The following is a 23,345-nucleotide window of genomic DNA, read 5'->3' on the forward strand; positions in this document are numbered from 1 at the left end:
CCGTCACCCGCCTGCGGCGTCTGCGGCGGCGATGTAGCCGTACACCAGACCCTGCGCGATCGTCGCGCCCGCTCCGGGATAGGTGGTGCCGAACGCATTGGCCGCCGTGTTGCCGATCGCGTACAACCCGTCGATGGCGCGACCGTCTTCCCGCAGCACGCGGGCGTGGTCGTCGACGCGCAGGCCGCCGCACGTGCCCAGGTCGCTGAGCACCATCTCGACGGCGTAGAACGGCCCCCGATTCAGCGGACGCAGGTTCGGGTTCGGCGTGACGGTCGGGTCGCCGTAGTAGCGGTCGTAGGCGCTGGCCCCGCGCAGGAAGTCGGGATCGACTCCGGCGGCGGCGTTTTCGTTGAAGCGCTCGACGGTCGCGGTCAACGTCGACGCGTCGAGGCCGATCCTGGGGGCGAGTCCGGCGATGGAGTCGGCGCGGTGTGCGATGCCGGCGTCATACCACCTCTGGGGTATCGCCATGCGCGGGAACAGTTCGGCGGCGAAGACGTAGCTGTTGCGATAGCCCTGGTCGAAGACGATCCACATGGATTCGACCGGATTCCCGGCGCGTTCACGCTCGAGCAGACGCTGTCCGAACGTCATGTAGTCCGTCGCCTCGTTGACGAACCGGCTTCCGGTCTGGTCGACGATGAGCGACCCGGGAAGTGACCGCTCCGCGAGCATGACCTTCGGGTCCGCGCCCGGCAGCGCCGCGACGGCGGGAAACCACCACGCCTGGTCCATCAGATCGGTTGCGGCGCCGGCGTCTTGAGCGATTCGGATCGCGTCGCCGGTGTTGGTCTCCGCGCCGAGGCTGGCATGTTCGCCGAGGGATTCCGACTGGAACTTCCACCGCATGTCCATGTCGTGGTCGAACCCGCCCGCCGCGAGCACGACACCGCGGCGCGCCGACACCGTGATGTCCTCGCCGTTGTGGTCGAGCACCACGCCGCTCACCCGGTCGCCGTCGGTGACGAGCCGACGCAAGGTGGTGTCGGTCCACACGGGGATGCCCGCGCGCAGCACACCGGCGAAGAGGCCGGCGGCCAGCGCCTGACCGCCGGCGACATACCGCCGCTTGAGGGCCAATCCGCCGATTCCTTGGCCGAGACGTTTGGCGATGACCGGCAGACCTTTGCGCGGCACCCGCGACATCAGGTTCATCCAGCGGTAGTCCGCGCCGGTGGTCGGTATCGGGACCTTGGCCTCCATCACGCCGGGCCGCAGACGCGTGCGGTACCGGCCGAGGATCGCCGAATCGAGCGGACGACATTCGCACGTGCGACCCACGGCGGTGCCGCCGGGCGCCTCGGGGTGGTAGTCCGAGTACTCCTTGGCCCAGAAGAGCCGCATCGGCGTTGCCCGCCGCAGCAGCTCGATCGTCTCGCCGACGTTCGCCAGGAACGCGTCCGACCGCTGCGCGGGTGCGGTCCCGTCCACCACCGCGTCGAGGTACGTCTTGGCCCGCGCCGCGGTGTCGGCGCCGCCGTCGACCTTGATCACCGTGCTGGCCGGAAGCCACAGCGCGCCGCCCGAACGTGCGGTCGAGCCGCCGACGTAGGCCGACTTCTCGACGATCACCACCGACAGGCCACGCTCGTGAGCGGCGAGGGCGGCGGCCATGCCGGTGCCGGACCCGATCACCACCAGATCGACGTCGGTGTCGGTCATCGGCAAGCCGTCGGGGATCGTCGCCCCGTGTGCGCTACTCACAACCGAACAAATTAGAACTGTTCGACGCGGTGCGGAATCGATGTCCTGATGAGCGGAACAGAACCGTGAACACGCTCGCCGAGGGCTGCTACAACAGCGGTATGACGATGGACACCGATATCGAGGTCCGCCAGATCGAGGCGGAGGCCGCGCCGTCGCGGTTCGCTCGCGGATGGCACTGCCTGGGCCTGGTCAGAGATTTCGGTGACGGTAAACCGCACCAGGTGCACGCGTTCGGCAAGAAGCTCGTGGTGTTCCGCGCCGGTGACGGCCGCATCAACGTCCTGGACGCGTACTGCCGTCACATGGGCGGCGACCTGAGCCAGGGCGAGGTCAAGGGCGACGAGATCGCGTGCCCGTTCCACGACTGGCGCTGGGGCGGTGACGGGCGATGCAAGAAGGTGCCCTACAGCAAGCGTGTGCCCCGGTTGGCCCGCACCGCGACGTGGACGACCCTCGAACAGGACGGCATGTTGTTCGTCTGGAACGACGCGGAGGGCAACCCTCCGCCGCCCGAGGTCACCATTCCGCGCATCGAGGGTGCGACGAGCGATGAGTGGACCGACTGGCACTGGTACACGACGGTGGTCAACACCAACTGCCGCGAGATCATCGACAACGTCGTCGACATGGCGCACTTCTTCTACATTCACGGTTCGCTGCCGACGCATTTCAAGAACATCTTCGAAGGCCATGTCGCGACCCAGTACATGAACAGCGCGGGACGGCCCGACCTCGGTGAGCCCGGCCCGACCCAGATGCTCGGAACCACCTCGGTCGCATCGTATTTCGGGCCGTCGTTCATGATCGACGACCTCACCTACCACTACACCGACGTCGATCACAAGACGGTGCTGATCAACTGTCACTATCCGATCGACCAGAACTCCTTCGTGCTTCAGTACGGGATCATCGTCAAGAAGTCCGAAAACCTGCCCGAGGACCTCGCGATGCAGACGGCGATCGGTCTCGGCGACTTCGTGAAGATGGGTTTCGAGCAGGACGTCGCCATCTGGAAGAACAAGGCGCGCATCGACAATCCGCTCCTGTGCGAGGAGGACGGGCCCGTCTACCAACTTCGTCGTTGGTACGAGCAGTTCTACGTCGACGTCGCCGACGTGACGCCGGACATGGTGGACCGCTTCGAATACGAGATCGACACCACCCGGCCGCGCGAGGAATGGATGAAGATCGTCGAGGCCAATATCGCCGCACGGGACGCCGTCACGAGCGCGGGATGACCGTCCGCCAGGACAACCGATTCGCCGACGCGCCGATGACCTCGGTGACGTGCCGGCTCTGCGCGGCAACCGTTTTGGTGCGTAAGAGCACCTGGCAGCAGACCAGCGTGCAGTGGGACGCCGAGTCCGCCGGAAAGTGCCACCAGCGCCGCGACGCCGAGGCCATCCACGCGCACGACGGTAGGCCGTTCCTGGTCTGCTTCGAACTGCGGGATTCGATCGAGGAGGCGGCGCGCCGCGGGGCGTTGCCGATCGTCGACGAAACAGCGTGATGTCGATGCGCTACCGATCGCTGAGCGACCGATAGCGCACCGAAACCGCCGCTAGGTCAGCTGGAACTCCGACAGGGGCGCTTCCTTCGGGTACTCCGCCGGCCCGCCGAGGTCGTAGACCGCGTTCAGCGCCGCGATGAACTCCGGATCGTGCAGAGGCTCGCTCGGCACGTCGAGCTTGATGCCCTTGGAGTGGACATCGTCGACGAGCATGTCGATCGCCTTGTCGATGGTCAGATCGTCGCTGCCGTCCATGTTCTTCTTGAGCTCGTCGAAGTCGGTGAACACCTCCGCCGACCAGTGCACCAGGAACCGCAGTTCGTCGGTGTGGTGGCGGGCGATCACGTCGTCGCCGTTCTTCAGCAGCCAGAAGTCGCGGTCCGACGGATCCCCGGTGAACACCGTGTCGAACGCCAGCCCCGCCGGGGTCTGTTGATCGAGCGGCCCGTTGGCCTCGCCGCGGTGCACCATCATCTCGTTCTGCACGAGCACACCGCGGTTGTAGACCGGCGGCAGCAGGCGTTTCGGCGGCTTGAGAGGCCCCTCGGGCCAGTAGGTGAACCCGCTGCCCTCGTCGAGCGAGAACCACGTGATGACCTGAGCCATCTTGATGAGGTAGTCGCGGAACAGCCCGGACTTGCCCATGACGCTGGTCAGCCAGGTGGGAGCGTTCTCGTGGCGCACGCCGCGGAAGCTGGGGGAGTCGAGGTGGCCGGGATCGCGGTTGGCGCAGGGGCCGTTGATGTTGAACAGCATCATCTCGGGCTTGGCGTACTCGGCGTTCCAGTAGCTCTTGGCGTACTCGACGAAGCGCTGGTTGTAGAAGCAGTCGTGCAGCTCGGGATAGAGCACCGTGCCGTAGTTGGCCAGATAACCGCGGAACGTCGCGGTGAGGAACAGGTCCAGCGAGGGGGTGAAGCCCTCGGGGAACAACCCGCTCATGGTGGCCATGAGTTCTTCGGCCGACGCGAAGTGCTGGGCGATGATCAACTTCCAGGGACCCTGGGTACGCACCACATCGAGGAGGCGCTCCCGCTGGTCGTCGGAATAGAGGTTGTCGATCTCGCGGGGCGGTGAAGCGGGCCGCAGGACGTCGGACAACTCCATCCGCTGCTCTTGGGTGAGCATGTTCTCTCCTACTCTCGAGGTCGGCATCTCATGCCGGTCGCTTGGTCAATTCTGGTGTTGCGGCCCGCAAGTGGCCGCGTGCCTGTCCGGTCATCGGGACATCTGTTTCCGCTCGATCAGAAGGGCAGCGGATGGGCGAACTTCGCGCGTAGCAGTGCGCCGATCTCGGCCACCGCCAGTCGCCCACGGGCCGTCGCGTCTGAACGCATCAGGAACCCGTGGTAGATGCCGGGGTAGCGGGTGACCGTCGTCTGTACTCCCGCGTCGCGCAACCGGTCCGCGTAGCGCTCGCCCCAGTCGCGGATCGGATCGGCTTCGGCGGTCACGACGATGGCCTGCGGCAGGCCCGACAGATCTTGTGCCCGTGCGGGAATCGTGTAGGGGTGCTCCGGGCCGTCGGCCAGCTCGTGCATGTACTCGATGTCGACGACGCTGAGCATCGGCGCCTCGGGCATGGCCCGGATCGACGGGACCTCGAGATCTTTGTCGACGCCCGGATACATCAGGATCTGGGCGAACAGGGCCGGCCCACCGCGGTCACGGGCGGCCAACGCGACGCCGGCCGCCAGTGTGCCTCCGGCGCTGTCGCCCGCCACCGCGACGCGGGTGCCGTCTATGCGGAGGTCGTCGGCGTGTTCGGCAACCCAACGGGTCGCGGCGTAGGCGTCGTCGAACTGGGCCGGGGGTGCCGCTTCGGGGGCCAGGTGGTAGTCGACGGACACCACAGTGGCGTGGGAGTGGTGGGCGATGTTGCGCGCCAACGGTTCGAACGAATGGTTCGAGCCCAGAACCATTCCGCCGCCGTGAAAGTAGACGACCGCGGGGGCGCCGCTGTCGGTCGACGGTCGGTAGATGCGCAGGGGGATCTCCCCGACGGGTCCCTCGATGATCCGATCCTCGACATCGGCCATCTCCGGCATTTCGGGCAGCGGCGCGGATTCCAAAGCGTCACGCACCGCGTCGAGTCCACGCTCCCGCATCGGCGCCACGTCCCCGAACTGCGCAACCCGCGCCGCGGCGTCGGGATCCAGGCAGTAGTGCGTCACAGGCGATCTCGATCACTCGAGACCGACCGTAGCGTGTCCGACGCGTGCGCCCCTGCGCGCCGTCCGCTGAAAATGCAGTCCGCGATGGACAACCCGCTGACATAGCTGTTGGAGCAGATACCGACCGCATTGCGACCCGCGGCGTAGAGGCCGGCCACGGTTCCACCGTCACGATGGGCGACTTCGCCGGTGTGTTCATCGACGATGAGGCCGCCGAGTGTCAGCCCGGGGATCGGGTAGAACATCGACGAGTCCGCAGAGATGTTGATCGAGTAGAACGGCGGGGTTGTCAGCGGGGGACACAGATCCGGCTCTTTGTGCGCGGGGTCGCCCGCGCCGCCGGCAATGCCGCGGTTGTACTCCTCGACGGTGCGGCGCAGACCCGTCGGATCGATCCCGTTCTTGCGCGCGATCTCCTCCACCGTCGACGCCTTGCGGTGTCCGACCGTCAACAGGTACATCAATTGCAGGCGCTGGAAGAGCTGTGTCTGCGTTCGAATCTGGGCCTTTACTTTCCTCCAGGTCGGGGCGTCGTAGATGGCCCAGCCCGCGCCGCCGAACTCGCGCATCATCACATTGCCGTGCGTTGCGCCGTAGAGGTCTTCATTGGCGATGCGTCGGCCTTCCCTGCCCACGGTGAGACCTTCGAGAAATGCGCTCGGTGGCGACAGAAAACGCCAGGCCGTGATGTTGCCCATCTTGTCGGTCATGCCGCCGGCCTCGACTCCCAGGGCGATACCCGAGCCGTCGTCGCCGGGGGTGCCGAGCGGCGAGATCTTCATGAACTCCGGAGCGTGTTCGGCCATCCACTCACGGTTGTGGATGAAACCGCCGGCGGCCAGTACCACTGCCCGTGCGGATGCCTCGCCGTCCACGGCGGCGTCGGACCACAGCGTCTCGGCGCGCTCGACCGCGCCCTTGACCAGGCCGGGCAGCCAGGTGCCTGCCTTTCCGGTGAGCTTGGTCAGAACGCGGTGCTTGCGCGCGTCGGGATGGTTCGTCGGCATCGCGCGGTACCGGACCCCGCGGATCCGCCCGTGGTCATCGGCGATGAGTTGATGCACTCGGCACAACGGAATGAATTCGACGCCTTTGGCTTTCGCCGAACGGCGCAGGTTCTCGAACAGCACCTTGCCCGAGCTCATACCCGGAGCCACCACGCGGTGCCCGCGCGGCACGGGCCGCGCGTGCCGCGCGTAGGGATGGGCCTTCTCGTTGCCGGAGTAGTAGAGGTAGAAATCGTCGGTCGGATACGACGTCTTGTATGAGGACACGAGACCGCCGCGGAACCCGACCCCTTGTCTCTTGAGCCACTCGATCAGATCCGGGCTCTGTTCGCAGAACCTCCGAAGGGTTTCACTGCTGACCGCGTCGCCGACCTCCTGTTCGAGATACGCCCGCATGTCCGCGACGCTGTCGTCGTATCCGCCGGCCCGCTGTTCGGCCGTACCCGCGCCCGCGTAGACGATCCCGCCCGACAAGGCAGTCGCGCCGCCGCCATACCCCCGATCCAGCACCAGGACGCGTGCTCCGCGATCGGCAGCCTCGATCGCGGCGGCGGCGCCGGCAGCACCGAACCCGACAACGATGACGTCGTACTCGGTTGCAGCTGCCACGTTCAGCCTCACAGAACCGACTTGATCTGCTTGGCGACCAACCGGGTAGCGCGCTTCGCCGACAGCCGGGCCAAGATGTCGAGGGCCAATGCGTCCGTGCCGATCAGGACTCGGAAGCGGTCACGGGCGATTCCGTCGACAATCTTCTTGCCTGCGGCTTCGGCGGTGGCGGAACGAACCTTCTTGTCACCGGCGTCGAGCATCGCCACCCCGGAGTTCCCCGTCAGGTTGGTGTCGATGTTGCCCGGAAACACCGTCACCACATGGACATTGGTGTCGCACAGTTCGGCGTAGAGACTCTCGCTGAACTGCTTCACCGCGCCTTTACTCGCGCTGTAGAGCGTTTGGCTGGCGAACGGCAACAGCGCGGAGAGACTCGACATGTTGGTGATGTTCGCCTCCGGCCGCGTCAGCAGGGACGGCAGGAAGGCGCGGCACATCCGCACTGTGGCATCGAAGTTGACGGCCATGATGCGGTCGGTCTCATCTGGGGAGAGCTCGGAGAAGGGGGCGAATCGGTGGATGACGCCGGCGATGTTGACCAGTCCGTCGATCTGTCCGTGCGCCCGCGCCACCGCATCGGGTAGTGCGGCGACCGCCTCGTCGTCGGGTGAGGTCGAGAACATGCGTGGACATCGGGATGCCGGTGATGCTCGCGAGTTCCGCCGTACCAGCCAGGCCGACCGAGTCACGGTCGACCGCAGCGATGCGTGCGCCGCGGCGGGCGAGTCCGAGCGCGACTTGCCTGCCCATACCGTTGCCGGCGCCTGTCACCACGAACACCTTGTCGGCGATCTGCACGTCGACCTTCCTTCAATCGAATTCCGTCAATGCCGAGTGGGGTCGAACCGCCGCTTGGCGCGCAGGGCCGGCGCCCGGCGCGACGCCAGGACTTCGGCGCGCTCCGCCATGGCGTTGCCGACGTACTCGGGTTGGGTGAGCAGATAGAACTCGCCGGCCGCGGCCTGTTCGAAGACCACTCGCGCCGCTTCGACCGGATCCATTGCCTCGGCCTTGATGTCGAGCATCGCGGTCCGCTGCGCCTCGGCGGCCCCGACGTCGCCGTCGTCGACGCCGCCGGCGGCCTCGAAGATGTTCGACTTCACGGCGCCGGGCAGCACAGCCTGCACGTGGATCCGGTCGGCGTGGCCAACCAATTCGACCTCCAGTCGCAAGCATTCGGTCAGTGCCAGCACCGCATGCTTGCTCATGATGTAGGGCGCCTGCAGCGGCACGACGGCGACGCCGCCGATCGACGACAGGTTCCATACCCACGACGGGGAGTCCGCGGCGATCATGCGCGGCAGGAACGCGCGGACGCCGTAGAACACGCCGCTGACATTGATGTCCACCAGCCGGTCCCAATTGGCGACGGGGGTGTCCCACAGGTATCCGAACTGCTCGACACCGGCGTTGTTGACCAGCAGCCGGACCGGGCCGATCTCTGAATACACCTGTGCGGCAAGGCCTTCGAGCGCTTCGGGATCGCGCACATCGCACACCAGGTCCACCGAGCCCGTGAGCTCGTGGCGAAGCGCTGCGATAGCCGAGGCGTCGATGTCGACCAGTACGACGGTCATGCCCAGCGCGGCGGCATGGCGTGCCAGCCCCGCGCCTATCCCGTTTCCGGCGCCGGTGATGACCGCGACACCACCGCCGAACGTCGCGCGTGCGTCCACGCCTTACGAGGCGGTCGAGGCGGTGGCGGTCTTGGCGGCGTGCTCGGAGAACGCGACGGAGTCCTCGGCGTCGAGGATCACGGTCATCGATGTGAACACCAGGCCGTCGCCGGCGCGGCGGATGCCGACGTCGACCACACCGCTGGAGACGTCGAACGGGACGTTGTTCGTCACCTGGTTCACGTACAGGTAGAAGCGCGCGGTGGTGACGTCCCCGTCGACGCCGGTGCGGAAGACGTTGGTGGCGTGGTGGCGCAGCGGGTAGGGATTCTCGTTGCGGTGCTGCGTCAACCACGCCAAGGTCTCGTCCTTGCCGTGCAACTCGGCGGCCAGCAGCTCCTCGAACGGGCAGTTCCCGGAATCGGACCGGCTCAGGTATTCCATCTCCTCGCCGAGCCGGGCCCCGAGCTCGGCGAAGTGACCCTGGTCGTAGTGGTACCAGAAGGCGGCGATGAACTCCTGGACCTCGGACAGCGTGATCTCGTTGCTCATGGGTGCGAGTCAACCGTCGCCGACCGGGACGTGGCGCGGCGGTGCCCGGTCAGTGGAACACCGCGCGGGCAGGCAGTCGGATCAGTCGACGATCAGGCTCCACACGTCGGCTCCGGCGGCCAGCGTCGCGTCGGCGACCTGTTCGTCCCAATAGCGAACCGACCCGAATTCGGACCGCCATGCGAGCGCGGCGCGGGTGAACTCGTGCAACCGGTGCTCGAGGGTGGTGCCGATCGCGCCGTGCACCTGGTGGGCATTGCGCACCACGACCGACGTGGCATGACCGACGCAGGAGCGTGCCGCCGCGACGCGGAACGCGAGGCTGCCCGTCGACCAACCGCTCATGACGGCCGTCGTCAGCGCACCCTCGGTGGCCGCCCGCGCCAACGCCGCTTCGGCGGCGGAGTCGGCGATCAGGTGCTGGACGGCCTGGAAGCGGGACAGGGGCCGGCCGAACTGGATTCGCGACGCGGCGTGTTCGACCGACGACAGCACGATCCGGTCGAGCGCCGCGCACACCTGGATCGCCCGCACCAGCGCGGCCTTGTGCCACAGTTCGGCCACCAGATCGGAGGCCAGCGGGACACCGTCGAGCGCGGCGATGTCGGCCTCGATGGAGTCGCGGGGCTCGCCGATCGCGTTGCTGCCGGCCGTGATCGAGAGTGCGGCGGCGTCGATGTCGGCGACGCAATGGTCGTCGCCATCGCGCCAGACGACGACCACCCGGTCACTGGCCGCGGCCCAGGGGACGCCGTCGGCGGTTCCGTCCTCGCGGAGCAGGCACACCGTGCGCACCGCGTCGTCGCCGCCCATTCCGTTCGCCTCGAGCAGCCAGCAGGCCAGTAGGTCGTGTTCGGCCAACGGTGTTCGCACCGCGTTGCGCGCGGCGGCCGCCAGCAGTTCGGCGGCCTCGAACCAGCCCGCTCCGCTGCCGCCCGACTCCTCGGCGCCGGTCAGTCGGACCAGGCCCAGGTCGTCGAGGCGCCGCCACAACTCCGTGTCCCGTTCGACGGTCTTCGCGGGCGGGTGGGCGTCGCGGTACTCGGCGAAGACCGCGTCCATCATCTCGACCAGTGCCGGATCGACGGTCATCGCAGCCCCAATCCTCGTGCGATCACGCCGCGCAACACCTCGTTGGTGCCGCCGCGCAGCGTGAAGCCGGGACGTTGATCCACGGCTCGCGAAACCAGTTCGGCGAGTTCGGGATTAGTGGTCGCGTCGGTCAGCGTGTCGGCGAAGTCGGCGATGTCGCCCTCGGTGGTGGTGCCGAGCACCTTGACCACCGCGGCGGGAACATCGGCGGGCTCGCGCCTCTCCAGTGCGCCCGCGACGGCGGTCGACATCTGGTGCAGTCCGGCGGTTCGGGCGATAAGGCGGCCGAGTCCGGCGTCCCGCGAAAGCTCCTGTGCGGCCATCTTTTCGCCGCACATCCGTAACAGCACGAAGGTGGACAGGAACCGTTCGGGTCCGCTGCGCTCGAAGGCCAGTTCCGACGTGACCTGGCGCCAGCCCGCACCGATCTCACCGAACACCATGTCGTCGGGGACGAAGGCGCCGTCGAGGATCACCTCGTTGAAGTGGTGTGCGCCGTTCATCGAGACGACGGGGCGGATGTGCACACCCGGTCCGCGCAGGTCGACGATGAACTGACTCAACCCGGCGTGGCGGTTGTCCGGATCGACTGGGGCCGTGCGGGCCAACGCGATGAACGCATGCGCGTAGTGCGCCCCCGACGTCCACACCTTCGTCCCCGACAGCGACCAACCGCCGTCCACCTGGACCGCCTTGGTGCGCACGCTCGCGAGATCGGAGCCCGAATCGGGTTCGCTCATGCCGATGCCGAAGAAGCATTCGCCGCGCACGATCCGCGGGAGGAACTCCCTCTTCTGCAGTTCCGTGCCGTACTTGAGCAACGACGGCACGATCTGCCGGTCGGCGATCCAGTGCGCCGCGACAGGTGCGCCCGCGGCGAGCAACTCCTCGGTCACCGCGAACCGCTCGATGAAGGAGCGTCCGTGTCCGCCGTACTCGACCGGCACGGTCATCCCGAGGTAGCCCTGGGCGGCAAGCGCTTTGGTGAAGTCCTCGTCCCATCCCGTCAGCCACGCGTCGACCGACGGCGTGAAAGCACCCGCGGCACGCTGCTCGGCGAGGAACGCTCGTACCTCGGCTCGCAGGGCCGCGGTCGCGGCGGCGTCGACGGCGGCCGGGGGCACCAGGCGGGGGAGCGTCACGGGGTGGTCCGCCATCGGCTGATGCGCTGCTCGTGCTCCCGGTCGCGGTGGGCCAGAGGCTGCATGGCGGCGGCCATGGCCAGCGTGGAGTCCAGCGAACCGGCCCGCGATTCCTGCAGCAGACGTTTGGCCATCCGCAGCGCGTGAGCGGGGTTCTTCGTGATCCGCTCGGCCAACGCGAGCGTCTCCGTGAGCAGGTCGTCGTGCGGCACGACGCGGGTGACCATGCCCCACTCCAGGGCGGTGGCCGCATCGATGCGGTCGCCGGTGAACGTCATCTCGGCGGCGCGCTCGTAGCCGATCGCCCTGGGCAGGAACCAGGTGCCGCCGTCGCCCGGGATGATGCCGATCTGCACGAAGCTCTCGGCGAACGACGCCCGCTCGGAGGCCACGCGGATGTCACACATCATGGCGAGGTCGCAGCCCGCTCCCACGGCGGGACCGTTGACCGCGGCGATCAGCGGGACCTCCAGGCGGCCGAGTGCGCGGGGAATGCGCTGGATCCCGTCGACGTACGCACGCCGCTGATCGAGGGCGCCGAGGCCGAACATCCCGGTGCGGTCGGCCATCTCCTTGACGTTGCCGCCCGCGGAGAAGATCTTGCCCGCGCCCGTCAGGATCACCGCGCGCACGTCGAGATCCGCGTTGGCGGCGTCGACGGCGGCCTCGAACGCCGAGATGAAGCCCTTGTCGGTGATCGCGTTGCCGACCTCGGGCAGGTCGATGGTCCACGTCTGTGTCGCACCGTGAGCGGCGATGTTCAGCGGTGTGCTCATGACGGCAACTGTAGGGACTTGGTCTGCAGGAATTCCTCGAACCCCGCGCGGCCGAGTTCCCGGCCGACACCGGACTTCTTGTAGCCGCCGAACGGCGCGACGGGGTTGTACACGCCGCCGTTGACGTCGAGCTGTCCGGTCTGCACGCGCTTCGCGAACGATATGGCGGTGTCGAGGTCGGGACCCCACACTGCGCCCGCGAGCCCGTAGGGCGTGCCGTTGGCGATGCGTAGGGCGTCGTCTTGGTCCCGGAACGGGATCACCGCGAGCACCGGCCCGAACACTTCCTCCTGACCGAGCTCGGAGTCGGGGTCGACGTCGGCGAACACGGTCGGGGCGACGTAGTAGCCGGTGTCGCGGACCGATTCGGATCCGCCGGTGAGTAGGCGGGCGCCGTCGCGGCGCGCGCGGTCGATGAACCCGCGCACGGACTCGAACTGCGCGGCCGACGCCAGGGGGCCGATCCGGGTGCCGGGCTCGGACGGGTCGCCGACGGTGTACTTGGCGGCGGCGGACTCGATCAGTTCGAGGGCCTCGTCGTAGCGCGAGCGCGGCACCAGCATCCGGGTCCACGCCATGCAGGTCTGCCCGCCGTTGAGGAACGCGTTGCCCACGCCGACCTTCACCGCGGTGGTGAGGTCGCCGCCGTCGAGGATGACGTTGGCGGACTTGCCCCCGAGTTCGAGGGCGACCTTCTTCACCGAGCCGGCGGCGAGCTCGGCGACCCGGCGGCCGACGGCGGTCGAGCCGGTGAACGACACCACGTCGACGTCGGGATGCGACGCGATCCGCTCACCCACCACGGATCCGCGCCCCGACACCAGGTTCACCACACCGTCGGGAAGTCCGGCCTCCTCGACCGCTTCGATGAACTCGAACACCGACAGCGGCGCCTCGTTGCTCGGCTTGAGGACGACGGTGCAGCCCGCGGCGATGGCGGGCAGCACCTTGGCCACCACCTGATAGAGCGGATAGTTCCACGGGGTGATGGCGCCGACGACGCCGTACGGCTCGCGCAGCACCAACGAGTTGCCCACGCGCTCTTCGAATTCGAAGGACTCGAGGACGTCGGCGAAACCGCGTGCCACCGCCAGTGGCACCTTGGTCTGAACTCCCTGCGCCACACGCAGCGGCGCGCCCATCTCCCGGCTGATGGTCTCGGCGATGTCGGGCAGCCGCTTCTCCATCGCGGCGATCACCCGGGCCAGCCGGTCACTGCGCTCGGCGCGGGTGATCAACGGATCGAAGGCTCGGCGGGCGGCGGCCACGGCAGCGTCCACGTCGGCGACCGTTCCGTTGGGCACACAGCCGATCACCTTCTCGGTGGCGGGGTCGACGACGTCGATCACGTCGGCCGCCGACGGTGTCATCCACTGCCCGTCGATGAACAGCGTCTTGCGGGTGTAGTCGTGCATGGGTCTCCTTGGGATCAGGGAACGATGCTGGCGCGAACGTCGCACTTGTGCTCGGCGGCGGCGAACGCCTCGTTGATGTCGTCGAGCGGATACTGCGCTGCAGCCAGCCGGTGCAGGGGGAGGACGTCCTGGTGCTGTTCGAGGAAGGTCAGCGCCCGCGACAGCACCGGCGGTTCGTACAGCGAGACCCCGACCATCGTCTTGTTGGCAAAAACGAACCGTGACGGGTCGAATTCGAAGGTCTTGCCGATGTTGATGTTTCCGATCTCGACGTAACGGCCGAACTGGCCCAGCATCTTGAGGCCCTCGTCGATGGCGGACGGGTGGCCGACGACCTCGACCACGACGTCGGCGCCGTAACCGTCGGTCAGGTCGCGGATGATCTTCGCGCGGTCCTTCACCGTGGCGGCCGCGTTGATGTCGATCACCGCGTCGGCGCCGAACGCGGTTGCCAGCTCGAGCCGTTCGGGCACCCCGTCGATGGCGATGACCCGACCGGCGCCGCGGGCCTTGGCGACCGCGACCGCATACAGTCCCAGCGCGCCGGCGCCCTGCACGACGACGGTCTCGCCGAGTTGCTGGTCCACGCGCTCGAGGCCGTACATCACCTGGGACAGCGCACAGTTGGCGCCCGACGCGATGTCGTCGCTGACCCGGTCGGGCACGGTGTACACGACCGCCCCGGCCGGAAGCAGGAAGTAGTCGGCGTAGCCGCCGACGAAGTAGGGCGGCGCGTCGGCGCGTCCGAGCATGGCCATCCCGAGGTTCAGGCACGCGTTGCGCCTGCCCGCCAGGCAGTTTCGGCACCGGTGGCAGGAAAAGAAGTAGGGGAACACCACCCGGCTGCCCTTCGCCAGCGGTGCGCCGTTCGAGTCCGCCGTGACCCCGTCACCGAGTTCCGATACCGTGCCGACCATTTCGTGACCGAGCACCGTCGGAAGCTGTCCCCCCAGGCCGCGGGTGGCGAAGGTGCCGTGCCACGCGTGCAGGTCCGATCCGCAGATGTTGGTCCTGGTGACCTTGATCAGGATCTCGCCGCGGCCGACCTCGGCCAGGTTCACGGTCTCGATCTCGAATGGCTTTCCGGGCGCGTCGAAGCGCGCGATACGTCCTGTGAACAACAGACAGTTCCCTTCGGTGGCTCAGCGGCTCAGCGGTTCGGCCGCGAAGCGTTCGCGCAGTTGACGTTTCAGCAGCTTGCCGCTCGGATTCTTCGGCAGTGCGTCGACGAAGTGGACGTGCTTGGGGGTCTTGAACCCGGCCAGATGCTGCCGGCAATGCGCGATCAGGTCATCCTCGGTCAGGTCGGCGCCCTCGCGGGACACCACCGCGGCGACCACGGTCTCGACCCACGTCGGATGGGGAAGGCCGAAGACCGCGACCTCCTGAACCCCGTTGTGCCGGTAAAGAACTTCCTCGACCTCGCGGCTGGCGACATTCTCGCCGCCCGTCTTGATCATGTCCTTCTTGCGGTCGACCACGTGCAGCAGGCCGTATTCGTCGTAGTAACCGAGATCGCCGGAGTGGAACCAACCGCCGCGGAACGCCTCCGCCGTCTTGGCCGGGTCGTCGAGATAGCCGAGCATCAGATGGGGGCTGCGGTGGGCGATCTCACCCACCACGCCTGGGGCGACCGGGGCGTCGTCCTCGTCGAGGATCGTCGTCTCGACGTTGACCACCGGGCGTCCCGCCGAACCGGCGTGGGTGTCCTGCTCGTCGGGTCCGAGCGCGGACGCCAGCGGTGCCAACTCGGTCTGGCCGTAGAAGTTCCACAACCTCAGGTTCGGCAGCCGGTCCCGGATCTCGGCGAGGATCTCGATCGGCATCGCCGAAGCGCCGTAGTAGCCCTTGCGCAGGCTCGACAGATCGACCTCGTCGAACACCGGACAACGCAACAGGCTGATCCAGACCGTCGGAGGCGCGAAGTAGTTGGTCACCCCGTAGCGGGCGATCGCGCGCAGCACCGTTTCGGGATCGGGCCCGGGCAGGATGATGCTGGTCGCGCCGAGATAGATGTCGGTGGCCAGGAAGTTGTCCAGCTGCGCGCAGTGATACAGCGGCAGCGAATGGATTTCGACGTCGTCGCCGGCCATCGAACCGGCGACGATGGTGCTGACGTACTGCCACATCAGGCTGCGGCTCGTGTGCATCGCGCCCTTGGGCCGCGACTCCGTGCCGCTGGTGTACATCAACCGCAGCAGCTGGTCGTCGTCGATGCGGGGATTCGGCGCGGGGGCCGTGGTGGACAGCCACTGCGCGAAGTCGTCCCAGCCCGGCGGAACGCTCTGTCCGGGCCGGACGATCGCGGCCCTGGTGCGAACCGCTCCGTCGATGCGCATGGCGTCCTGCGCGACGCCTGTCAGCTCGGCTTCGACGATGAAGCCCTCTGCCTTGCTGTGGCCGAGGATGTAGGCGATCTCCTCGGCCGTCAGCATGAAGTTGACCGGCACCAACACCACCGCGGCGCGGGCGGTGGCGAAGGCGAGCACCGCATACTGCCAACAGTTGCGCGCCAGCAGCGCCACCCGATCACCGGGACGGAAGCCGTTGTCCTGCAACGCCGCCGCGGCCCGGTCAACGAGCTGGTCGAACTCGGCGAACGTCAACACCGTGTCGCCATCGATGATCGCGGTCTTGTCGGGTTGCCTGCGGGCCGAGCGGCGTGGGATGTCGCCCAGAGTGTGGCTGCGAGCCTGCTCCACCACCGCATCCAGATCCATGGCGGGCAGCGTAAGCATGTCTGGCGTGGGGCGAGGGACCGATGTCCCGCTCAGTAGGCAGGGCACTGCCCGGTCGGCCGTGCTGCGCCGATACTTGTGCCCGTGACTGCAGACGCTCGAGCAATACCGTCGCCGCACGCCGCGGATGTCGACCGCGATGAACTGAGGGCGAACCTCGCTCAGGCGGACCCCGGCGTCCTGGTCGCGGTGCTGGCGCAGCTGACGGGTGACCCGTCGGTGCTCGACCGGTTCGGGCCCAAGATCACGCACATCCCCGATCCGCCCGAGCGCGCCGGCATCACCGACGCCGACACCATGGCGGCGCTTGTCGGTGCGGTCGTCTCGGCGCTGTCCTCGCCGCGGGCCGAAGGGGCGATGGCCGCCGACGACATCGATCTGTTCACCCGCGCGCTGCCGGTGGCGCTCGGCTCCGACGTCGACGACGAGTTCGTTCCGCTCCTGCTCGAGCAGGGCGGTTTTCACCTCTCCCAGCCGACGTTGCCGCGCACCGTGCCGATCCCGCCGACGACGAATGTCGCGATCGTCGGCGCGGGCATCGCGGGCATCATCACCGCGCTGGCCGCAGCCGACGCCGGGGTGCGGTATCAGATCTTCGACCGCAACGACGAGGTCGGCGGCACCTGGTTGACGACGAAGTATCCCGGTATCGGTGTCGACACGCCGTCGGCGTACTACTCGCTGTCGCGGGAGGTCAACCCCGACTGGTCGAGCTACTACCCGCAGGGCGCGGAATACCAGGACTACCTGGTGTCGCTCGCCGACAGGCACGGACTGCGTGAGCACACCCGGTTCGGCACCGAGGTCGAGGCGCTGTGGTGGGACGACGCGCGAAACCAGTGGCAGATTCATGCGGTCGACCGCGACGGGAACCGCGACGTCAGCTACGCCCGAGTGGTCGTCACCGCCGCCGGCTATCTCAACCGGCCACGGTTTCCCGATGTTGCCGGCCGAGAATCGTTCGAGGGCACCAGTATTCACTCGGCGCTGTGGGATCCTTCGCTGGACCTCACCGGTAAGCGGGTCGCCGTCATCGGCGCGGGATGCACGGCCGTACAGATCGTCGACGCGTGTGTGGACGAGGTCGAACACCTGACCGTGTTCCAACGGCAACCACACTGGGTGGCTCCGCGAAAGCGGTTGTCCGACGATGTCCCCGAATTCCGACGGTTCCTCGGACGGCACGTGCCGTATTACGCGAACTGGCACCGGCTCAAGTCCTATTGGGCGACGGCCGACAACAACTATCCGGTCATCCTGCGCGACCCCGAGTGGGCGAAGGACCATTTGTCGATCTCGCAAGCCAACGACGTCCTGCTGCAGATGTGCTTGGAGTACATCAACGAGACGTTCGGCGAGGGATCGGAATTGGCGAAGAAGGTCACCCCCGACTTCGCGCCGTACGGTAAGCGCATCATTCGCGACCCGGGCGGCTACTACGCAGCGCTGACGCGGGGGCACGTCGACGTGGAGGCGAGCGAACCGGCCGCCGTCAACGCCGCAGGCATCGTCACAGAAGACGGTCGGCAGATCGATCTCGATGTGATCATCTACGCCACCGGCTATCACCTCGACTTCCTGTCCACGGTCGACATCCGCGGTCGCGACGGCAGGACACTGCGCGAGGAGTGGGGCGACAGTCCCCGCGCGTACCGCGGCGGCACGGTGCCGGGCTTCCCGAACCTGTTCATCACCTCGGCGCCCAACTACAGCCCGGGCCACGGTGCGGGCGCCAACTTCTCGATGGAGGTGCTCGCGCACTACATCGTTGAGTGTCTGCAACTGCTCGCGCTGCGCGATGCCGACACCATCGAGGTGACGCGGGAGGCCTACGACGATTACGTCGCGCAGATCGACGAGGCGATGTCGCGGACGGTGTGGTGCCACACCCCGAACGCGCACACCTACTACCGTTCGGCATCCGGTCGCGTGGTCGTCGCGACGCCGTACCGCCTGGTCGACATCTGGCACCAGCATCGCGCGCCCGTCGAAGAACACTTCGTGATCCGATGACCGGCCTGCTCGCAGGCAAGACGGCGCTGGTCACCGGCAGTAGCCGAGGCATCGGACGCGCTGTGGCGCAACGCCTTTCCGCCGAGGGCGCGACTGTGGTGGTCACCGCGCGATCGTTCGAGCCGTCGGCGTCGATACGCGGCGGTGCGGCGACGGCCCTGCCGGGGACGATCGCCGAGACCGTCGAGCTGATCGAGGGGGCGGGCGGCACCGCGATCGGCATCGCCGCCGACCTCGAAGACCCCGACCAACGGGGCGGGTTGGTGGACGAGGTCGTCGAACGCGCGGGTGGGCTGGACATTCTCGTCAACAACGCGGGTTTCGCCGATTATGCCTGCGTCGAGGACATGGGCCTGGACACCTTCGACCGCACCGTCGAGCACTATCTGCGCACGCCGTTCGTGCTGACCAAGGCCGCCGTGCCGCACATGCGGAAACGGGGTGCAGGCTGGATCGTCAACATCGGGTCGGTGACCGGTGTCGCTCCCGTGCGGCCGTACCGCGAGTACAACAAGACGTCCGGCGACGTCGTCTACGCCTCCTGCAAGGCCGCCCTGCACCGCTTCACCCAGGGCGTGGCCGCCGAACTCCTCGACTTGAACATCGCGGTGAACTGTGTCGGCCCTTCGACGGCCATCCGCACTCCCGGTGCGGCACAACTCATTCCGGACACCTTTCCGACCGAGCCGGTCGAGTATCTGGCCGAGACGGTGCTGGCGATGTGTCACCGGCCCGCCGCCGAGCGCACCGGGCTGGTCGCGTTCAGCCTGCACTATCCGTGGTCGCAAGGGCTGACCGTGCACACGCTCGACGGCACCGCCGAGTTGCCGCCGCTGGAACCGCCCGCGACGGCCAACCCGAACATCCTGCCCGCCGGCCTCTAGCGGCCCGCCGAACGTGCGCTCAGATCGAAAATCCGGCTGGAATTTCGCGCTGATTTCACGCTCGGTGCGGCATGCTGCAGAAGCTGTGGCAGACCCGGTCGCGGACGATGACATCGGGGCATTCGGGGTCGAACCAGCGGTCCACATACGCCCAGTGAATGGGGTGCATGAGGTAAGGGCCGGTCAGACCCTCGAGGTCGCGGAACTCCTGCTCGAAGACGTGGGTCCACGGTGAGGTGCCGACGGCCGAGTCGACGCGACTGAGTTGCCATGTGCCGATCGAGGTGACATAGCGGGGGAGCAGGCGCAGATCGTCCTCGAACCGCGCCACCGTCGCCTCGTCGGTGTCCGGTTGCACCCGCAGCAGCAGTGTCCGGTAGACGGTGGCGGAAATGTCTCGGGTGACGCTCGAGACGCCCGTGTAGGTGGCGCCGTTGACGCGGGCGACCTCGGGGCGGTCGAACAACGCGTCGAAAGACGGTGCCACCGAGGACCATCCGTCGGCATCACCGAACCGCAGATGCATGAGGATGTCGCCGCCGTTGCGCACGCCCGGCAGCGTCGGCTGCACCAGAGCGTGGGCCGCGCCGCTGGCCACCGACGCCTCCCGCAGCTCCTTCAGCATGCGGTCGCGTTCGGGCGCACCGGCCACATCGATCAGCCGGATGACGCTATACATCGCACAGTCCGTCCACATCGGTTGCCGCGGCGGCGACGCTGCGGGTGCGCTCCACGACGAGTTCGGCCACGCCGTCCCACCACGCACCGAGCGTGGCGTCGGGCCTGCCTTTCCACGTCATCTCCCACCAGGCCTGCGAGCTGGGTAGCGACCACGTCACGGTGACCACGTTGGTTTGGTCGTCGAACCATATCGGTGGGCTGACGAGCACGTCGCGAAGCGTCATCCCGCGATCGCGCGCACCCGGCGCGTATTCGGCCAGATACGTGTCGACGAAACGCCTTGCGCATCCGGGCCGGGTGATGACCCGGTCGATGACGAACACCTCACCGTCGGCCATGGCCCGACAGTAGAGCGCCGGCGTCCGTGGTGCCGATGACGCTCCCGGCCATCGGGACGACACGGTTGACCGCCGCCGCGGTGGGGAGCACCGTGGTCCGATGACCGTTGAGACGCTGGACCCGTTCGCGCCGTCCCGGCTCGGTCCGGTGAAGCTGCGCAACCGGGTCATCAAGGCCGCGACGTCAGAGGGCCGTTCGCCCGACGGCATGGTCACCGACGACCTGATCGACTTCCACGTCGCATTCGCCAAGGGCGGCGTGGGCATGACGACGGTCGCGTACTGCTGCGTCTCAAAAGAGGGCGCCAGCGCACCCGGCCAGATCGTGATGAGCCCGGCGGCGCTGCCCGGACTGCGCAGGCTCACCGATGCCGTGCACGCGACAGGCGCGGCGATCTCGGCGCAGCTCGGCCACGCTGGCGTCGTCGCTCCGAAGAAGTTGACCGGCGTCACGGCCGTCGCCCCCAGCCGCTTCGTCAACCCCACCTCCTTCGCCTACTGTCGCGAGATCACCCGCGACGAGATCCGTGACGTGATCGGACAATTCGCGACAGCGGCGCAGGTGGCCATCGACTCCGGCTTCGACGCCGTCGAACTGCACTTCGGCCATCTCTACCTGCCGAGCTCGTTCCTCAGTGCGCGGATCAACCGGCGCCGCGACGAATACGGCGGTTCGATCGACAACCGGTCGCGGTTGGTCCGCGAAATCGCGACCCGGGTCCGAGACGTCGTGAAGAACCAGATCGCGGTCATCGCGAAACTCGACATGGACGACGGGCTGCCCGGCAGCATCTGGATCGACGAGGCCCTGCGGACCGCGCAACTGCTCGACGCCGACTCCGCGCTGGACGCCATCGAGCTGACCCAGGGTTCCTCGGTCTACAAACCGATGTACCTGTTCCGGGGCGATGTCCCGGTCAAGGAATTCGCCGAGGTGATGCCGTCCGCGCTGCGGCCCGGCGTCCGCCTCGCAGGCAAGCGGGTCATGGGCAGTTACCCGTACCGGGATCTCTACATGCTCGACGCGGCACGGCAGTTCGTGCCGGTGGTCCGCAACACCAAGCTGATCCTGCTGGGCGGCATCACGAACTACCAGCATCTCCAGACAGGGCTGCGTGAGGGCTTCGACTTCATGGCGATGGGCAGGGCACTGCTGCGTGAACCCGACCTCGTCAACGCGATGATCGCCGACCACGACACGCGCAGCCGCTGCAACCACAACAACAAGTGCATGGTCACGGTGTTCGGCCGGACCCACTGCGTGCTCGACCCGCACCAGCGCTACGGCCCGGTGCCGAAGGTCTAGTTCGAGGGCCTCACAACAACTTCGCGAGTTCTTGCGTCGCTTGGCGCCGCGCCTCGTGAGCGATGTCGAGCATCGGCATCGTCATGAAACCGTGGATCCCGCCCTCGAAAGTGCACCGCGCCACGGGCACACCCGCGGCTTCCAACGCGTCGGCGTAGGCCACGCCCTCGTCTCGCAACGGATCATGACCCGCGATCACCACCACCGCCGGCGGCAGACCGTCGAGGCGTGCCTGCAGCGGCGACGCATACGGGTGGGTGCGGTCGGCGGGGGAGGGCGCGTACTGGTCCCAGTACCATTGCAGCGCCGGCCGCGGATTGTAGAAACCCTTGCCGTAGCGCCGGTATGACTCGGTTTCGAAGTCCGCGGCGATCATCGGGTAGATCAGCAATTGCGCGGAGAGGGCGGGCCCGCCGCGGTCGCGCGCCATCAGCGTGGTGACCGCCGCGAGGTTGCCTCCGGCGCTGTCACCCGCCACCGCGAGCCTGTCCGGGTCGCCACCGAACTCCGCGGCGTGCTCGGCCGCCCACCGCGTCGCCGCGTAGACGTCCTCCGTCGCGGCCGGCCATCTGCTCTCAGGCGCGAGCCGGTAGTCCACCGAGATGACCACCGCGGAAAGAAGATTCGCCAGGTTGCGGCACAGCCCGTCGTGGCTGTCGAGGTCGCAGAACACGAATCCACCGCCGTGGGCGTACACCACCACCGGAACCGGGACATCCGACACCGGTCGGTAGATCCGGACCGGGACATCGCCGGCTACGGTCACGTCGTCGACCGATCCGACGGCCTCGGGCTGTGCCGGAGGCACGAACCGCGATCGGATCGTCGCTCGCGCCTGCGCGCCGGTCATGGTGTGCACCGGCGGAAATCCGGAGTCCAGCGCCTCGATCAGGTCGGCGATCTGCGGATCGAGTGTCACGCGTACTGCAACACCGGCTCGCGGGGCGCCGTGGGCCGCGGTGCGGGCATGTTCCGCAGCGGCCGGGCCTGCTGCAGCGTCGGGGCCACCCGTCGCGGGCCGTCCTCGGCGTTGCGCCACACTGCCATGGCGGTCATCCGCACCGGCGCGACGAGACGCTGGTCGAACATCATCCGGTTCATCGGGCCGCACACCGACACGGCCGCCACGGCCTCGCCCTGGCCGCCGATCGGCGCTGCGACACAACCGAATCCGGTGAGCGCTTCTTCGCGGTCGAACGCGATGCCGTGCGAACGCACCTTGGCCAGCTCCGTGCGCAACTGGACGGGCGATCCGATCGAGTACTTGGAACGGCGGTTCGTCAGGTCGATCGTGTCGTAGTTCAGGTCGGTGGCAGTGGCCAGCATCGCCTTGCCCAACGCCGAACAGTGCGCGGGGTGGCGCCCTCCGACGCGGCTGGGAATGGCTGCGCCCAATCCGTCACCGATCTTCTCCAGGTACACGACATCGGTGCCGTCGAGCACGGCGAGGTGGACGACCAGACCAGTGGCGCGATGCAGGTCGTGCAGCAGGGGCACCGCCGCGCGGTGCAGGCGGTCCTGATGCACGGCGAGCGAACCCAACTCGACCAGCCGCATGCCCAACTCGTAATCGCGCCCGTTGCGCCGTAGCCAGCGCAGCTGGACGAGGCGCTCGAGCATGCGGTGCGCGGACGAGCGGGGAAGCCCGGTGCGGCGAACGATCTGCGCCAGTGTCAGTCGTCCGGGCCCATCGAAAGCGTCAAGAACCAGCGATACGCGGTCGAGGACGGCGCTGGGTGTTTCGACAGTCGTTGTCATGTGGCCTCCGGAGAGCGACCT

At 67.8% G+C, this 23,345-nt stretch carries 21 protein-coding genes and 1 pseudogene; 5 read left to right on the plus strand and 17 right to left on the minus strand.

Annotated features, from left to right (window positions below):
* Positions 1-3: 3 nt before the first annotated feature.
* Positions 4-1,707, minus strand: coding sequence for a 3-ketosteroid-delta-1-dehydrogenase (locus tag A5752_RS12080; RefSeq protein ID WP_067085383.1), 1,704 nt, complete (start codon positions 1,705-1,707; stop codon positions 4-6).
* Between the two features lie 101 nt (positions 1,708-1,808).
* Here A5752_RS12080 and A5752_RS12085 point away from each other — a divergent pair, with 101 nt between their 5' ends.
* Both A5752_RS12085 and A5752_RS12090 read left to right on the plus strand, forming a co-directional pair.
* Entirely contained in the window at positions 1,809-2,948 is a 1,140-nt protein-coding gene (locus tag A5752_RS12085; RefSeq protein ID WP_067085447.1) for a 3-ketosteroid-9-alpha-monooxygenase, oxygenase component, read from the plus strand.
* On the plus strand, positions 2,945-3,220 hold the full coding sequence (locus tag A5752_RS12090; protein ID WP_067085384.1) for a ferredoxin: 276 nt from the start codon (positions 2,945-2,947) through the stop codon (positions 3,218-3,220). The genes A5752_RS12085 and A5752_RS12090 overlap by 4 nt, the downstream gene beginning before the upstream one ends.
* 51 nt (positions 3,221-3,271) lie before the next feature.
* Here the strand turns inward: A5752_RS12090 and A5752_RS12095 are convergent, their stop codons facing one another.
* The 12 genes and pseudogenes from A5752_RS12095 to A5752_RS12150 form a co-directional block, all read right to left on the minus strand.
* Entirely contained in the window at positions 3,272-4,348 is a 1,077-nt protein-coding gene (locus A5752_RS12095; RefSeq protein ID WP_067085386.1) for a hypothetical protein, read from the minus strand.
* Positions 4,349-4,464: 116 nt separating this feature from the next.
* Complete coding sequence (locus A5752_RS12100) at positions 4,465-5,394, minus strand: alpha/beta hydrolase (RefSeq protein WP_067085388.1); 930 nt, start codon at positions 5,392-5,394, stop codon at positions 4,465-4,467.
* Positions 5,391-7,010: an FAD-binding protein gene (locus tag A5752_RS12105; protein ID WP_067085449.1), complete on the minus strand. Its 1,620-nt coding sequence runs from the start codon at positions 7,008-7,010 to the stop codon at positions 5,391-5,393. Before A5752_RS12105 ends, A5752_RS12100 begins: the two co-directional genes overlap by 4 nt.
* Before the next feature lie 8 nt (positions 7,011-7,018).
* Positions 7,019-7,811: pseudogene (locus A5752_RS12110) on the minus strand (SDR family NAD(P)-dependent oxidoreductase).
* A 26-nt stretch (positions 7,812-7,837) separates the two neighbouring features.
* A complete protein-coding gene (locus tag A5752_RS12115; RefSeq protein WP_067085390.1) occupies positions 7,838-8,689 on the minus strand; it encodes an SDR family oxidoreductase in 852 nt (283 codons plus the stop codon).
* 3 nt (positions 8,690-8,692) lie between these two features.
* The gene (locus A5752_RS12120) at positions 8,693-9,181 is read right to left on the minus strand and encodes a nuclear transport factor 2 family protein (protein WP_067085392.1); all 489 of its coding nucleotides are present in this window, start codon (positions 9,179-9,181) and stop codon (positions 8,693-8,695) included.
* Between the two features lie 81 nt (positions 9,182-9,262).
* Positions 9,263-10,273 carry an acyl-CoA dehydrogenase family protein gene (locus A5752_RS12125; protein WP_067085394.1) on the minus strand — a complete coding sequence of 337 codons (1,011 nt, stop codon included), beginning with the start codon at positions 10,271-10,273 and terminating at the stop codon, positions 9,263-9,265.
* Complete coding sequence (locus tag A5752_RS12130) at positions 10,270-11,415, minus strand: acyl-CoA dehydrogenase family protein (protein WP_197500598.1); 1,146 nt, start codon at positions 11,413-11,415, stop codon at positions 10,270-10,272. The genes A5752_RS12125 and A5752_RS12130 overlap by 4 nt, the downstream gene beginning before the upstream one ends.
* Positions 11,412-12,191, minus strand: coding sequence for a crotonase/enoyl-CoA hydratase family protein (locus tag A5752_RS12135; RefSeq protein ID WP_067085398.1), 780 nt, complete (start codon positions 12,189-12,191; stop codon positions 11,412-11,414). Before A5752_RS12135 ends, A5752_RS12130 begins: the two co-directional genes overlap by 4 nt.
* Complete coding sequence (locus tag A5752_RS12140; RefSeq protein ID WP_067085400.1) at positions 12,188-13,606, minus strand: aldehyde dehydrogenase family protein; 1,419 nt, start codon at positions 13,604-13,606, stop codon at positions 12,188-12,190. Before A5752_RS12140 ends, A5752_RS12135 begins: the two co-directional genes overlap by 4 nt.
* Positions 13,607-13,620: 14 nt before the next feature.
* Positions 13,621-14,727 carry a zinc-binding dehydrogenase gene (locus tag A5752_RS12145; RefSeq protein WP_067085402.1) on the minus strand — a complete coding sequence of 369 codons (1,107 nt, stop codon included), beginning with the start codon at positions 14,725-14,727 and terminating at the stop codon, positions 13,621-13,623.
* Positions 14,728-14,748: 21 nt separating this feature from the next.
* Complete coding sequence (locus tag A5752_RS12150) at positions 14,749-16,326, minus strand: acyl-CoA synthetase (RefSeq protein ID WP_502686718.1); 1,578 nt, start codon at positions 16,324-16,326, stop codon at positions 14,749-14,751.
* Between the two features lie 102 nt (positions 16,327-16,428).
* Between A5752_RS12150 and A5752_RS12155 the strand changes: the two genes are divergently transcribed.
* Together A5752_RS12155 and A5752_RS12160 are read left to right on the plus strand one after the other, a co-directional pair.
* Positions 16,429-18,357 (plus strand): flavin-containing monooxygenase, encoded by a 1,929-nt coding sequence (locus A5752_RS12155; protein ID WP_067085451.1) that lies wholly within the window; start codon positions 16,429-16,431, stop codon positions 18,355-18,357.
* Complete coding sequence (locus A5752_RS12160; RefSeq protein ID WP_067085406.1) at positions 18,354-19,241, plus strand: SDR family NAD(P)-dependent oxidoreductase; 888 nt, start codon at positions 18,354-18,356, stop codon at positions 19,239-19,241. Before A5752_RS12155 ends, A5752_RS12160 begins: the two co-directional genes overlap by 4 nt.
* 55 nt (positions 19,242-19,296) lie before the next feature.
* Here the strand turns inward: A5752_RS12160 and A5752_RS12165 are convergent, their stop codons facing one another.
* Both A5752_RS12165 and A5752_RS12170 read right to left on the minus strand, forming a co-directional pair.
* Entirely contained in the window at positions 19,297-19,920 is a 624-nt protein-coding gene (locus tag A5752_RS12165; protein WP_067085408.1) for a Dabb family protein, read from the minus strand.
* Positions 19,913-20,260, minus strand: coding sequence for a hypothetical protein (locus A5752_RS12170; protein ID WP_067085410.1), 348 nt, complete (start codon positions 20,258-20,260; stop codon positions 19,913-19,915). Before A5752_RS12170 ends, A5752_RS12165 begins: the two co-directional genes overlap by 8 nt.
* Positions 20,261-20,360: 100 nt before the next feature.
* On the opposite strand from A5752_RS12170, the gene A5752_RS12175 reads away from it, so the two are divergent.
* Positions 20,361-21,566, plus strand: a complete 1,206-nt coding sequence (locus A5752_RS12175) for an NADH:flavin oxidoreductase (RefSeq protein ID WP_067085413.1) — start codon at positions 20,361-20,363, stop codon at positions 21,564-21,566.
* A 10-nt stretch (positions 21,567-21,576) separates the two neighbouring features.
* Here the strand turns inward: A5752_RS12175 and lipP1 are convergent, their stop codons facing one another.
* Together lipP1 and A5752_RS12185 are read right to left on the minus strand one after the other, a co-directional pair.
* Positions 21,577-22,485 carry a LipP1 family hormone-sensitive lipase gene (gene lipP1 / locus A5752_RS12180; protein WP_067085415.1) on the minus strand — a complete coding sequence of 303 codons (909 nt, stop codon included), beginning with the start codon at positions 22,483-22,485 and terminating at the stop codon, positions 21,577-21,579.
* Positions 22,482-23,324: an IclR family transcriptional regulator gene (locus tag A5752_RS12185; protein WP_067085417.1), complete on the minus strand. Its 843-nt coding sequence runs from the start codon at positions 23,322-23,324 to the stop codon at positions 22,482-22,484. Before A5752_RS12185 ends, lipP1 begins: the two co-directional genes overlap by 4 nt.
* Positions 23,325-23,345: the final 21 nt, after the last annotated feature.

Origin of the sequence: Mycobacterium sp. 852002-51961_SCH5331710, assembly GCF_001665535.1 — a bacterium.
GTDB lineage: Bacteria > Actinomycetota > Actinomycetes > Mycobacteriales > Mycobacteriaceae > Mycobacterium.

Excerpts from the sequence above, each read along its gene's own strand:
- A5752_RS12165 (WP_067085408.1), bottom strand. The coding sequence starts at position 19,920 with ATGTATAGCGTCATCCGGCTGATCGATGTGGCCGGTGCGCCCGAACGC.
- A5752_RS12090 (WP_067085384.1), top strand. The coding sequence starts at position 2,945 with ATGACCGTCCGCCAGGACAACCGATTCGCCGACGCGCCGATGACCTCG.
- A5752_RS12150 (WP_502686718.1), bottom strand. The coding sequence starts at position 16,326 with ATGGATCTGGATGCGGTGGTGGAGCAGGCTCGCAGCCACACTCTGGGC.
- A5752_RS12135 (WP_067085398.1), bottom strand. The coding sequence starts at position 12,191 with ATGAGCACACCGCTGAACATCGCCGCTCACGGTGCGACACAGACGTGG.
- A5752_RS12175 (WP_067085413.1), top strand. The coding sequence starts at position 20,361 with ATGACCGTTGAGACGCTGGACCCGTTCGCGCCGTCCCGGCTCGGTCCG.
- A5752_RS12185 (WP_067085417.1), bottom strand. The coding sequence starts at position 23,324 with ATGACAACGACTGTCGAAACACCCAGCGCCGTCCTCGACCGCGTATCG.
- A5752_RS12085 (WP_067085447.1), top strand. The coding sequence starts at position 1,809 with ATGACGATGGACACCGATATCGAGGTCCGCCAGATCGAGGCGGAGGCC.
- A5752_RS12170 (WP_067085410.1), bottom strand. The coding sequence starts at position 20,260 with ATGGCCGACGGTGAGGTGTTCGTCATCGACCGGGTCATCACCCGGCCC.
- A5752_RS12095 (WP_067085386.1), bottom strand. The coding sequence starts at position 4,348 with ATGCTCACCCAAGAGCAGCGGATGGAGTTGTCCGACGTCCTGCGGCCC.
- A5752_RS12160 (WP_067085406.1), top strand. The coding sequence starts at position 18,354 with ATGACCGGCCTGCTCGCAGGCAAGACGGCGCTGGTCACCGGCAGTAGC.
- A5752_RS12125 (WP_067085394.1), bottom strand. The coding sequence starts at position 10,273 with ATGACCGTCGATCCGGCACTGGTCGAGATGATGGACGCGGTCTTCGCC.
- A5752_RS12120 (WP_067085392.1), bottom strand. The coding sequence starts at position 9,181 with ATGAGCAACGAGATCACGCTGTCCGAGGTCCAGGAGTTCATCGCCGCC.
- A5752_RS12140 (WP_067085400.1), bottom strand. The coding sequence starts at position 13,606 with ATGCACGACTACACCCGCAAGACGCTGTTCATCGACGGGCAGTGGATG.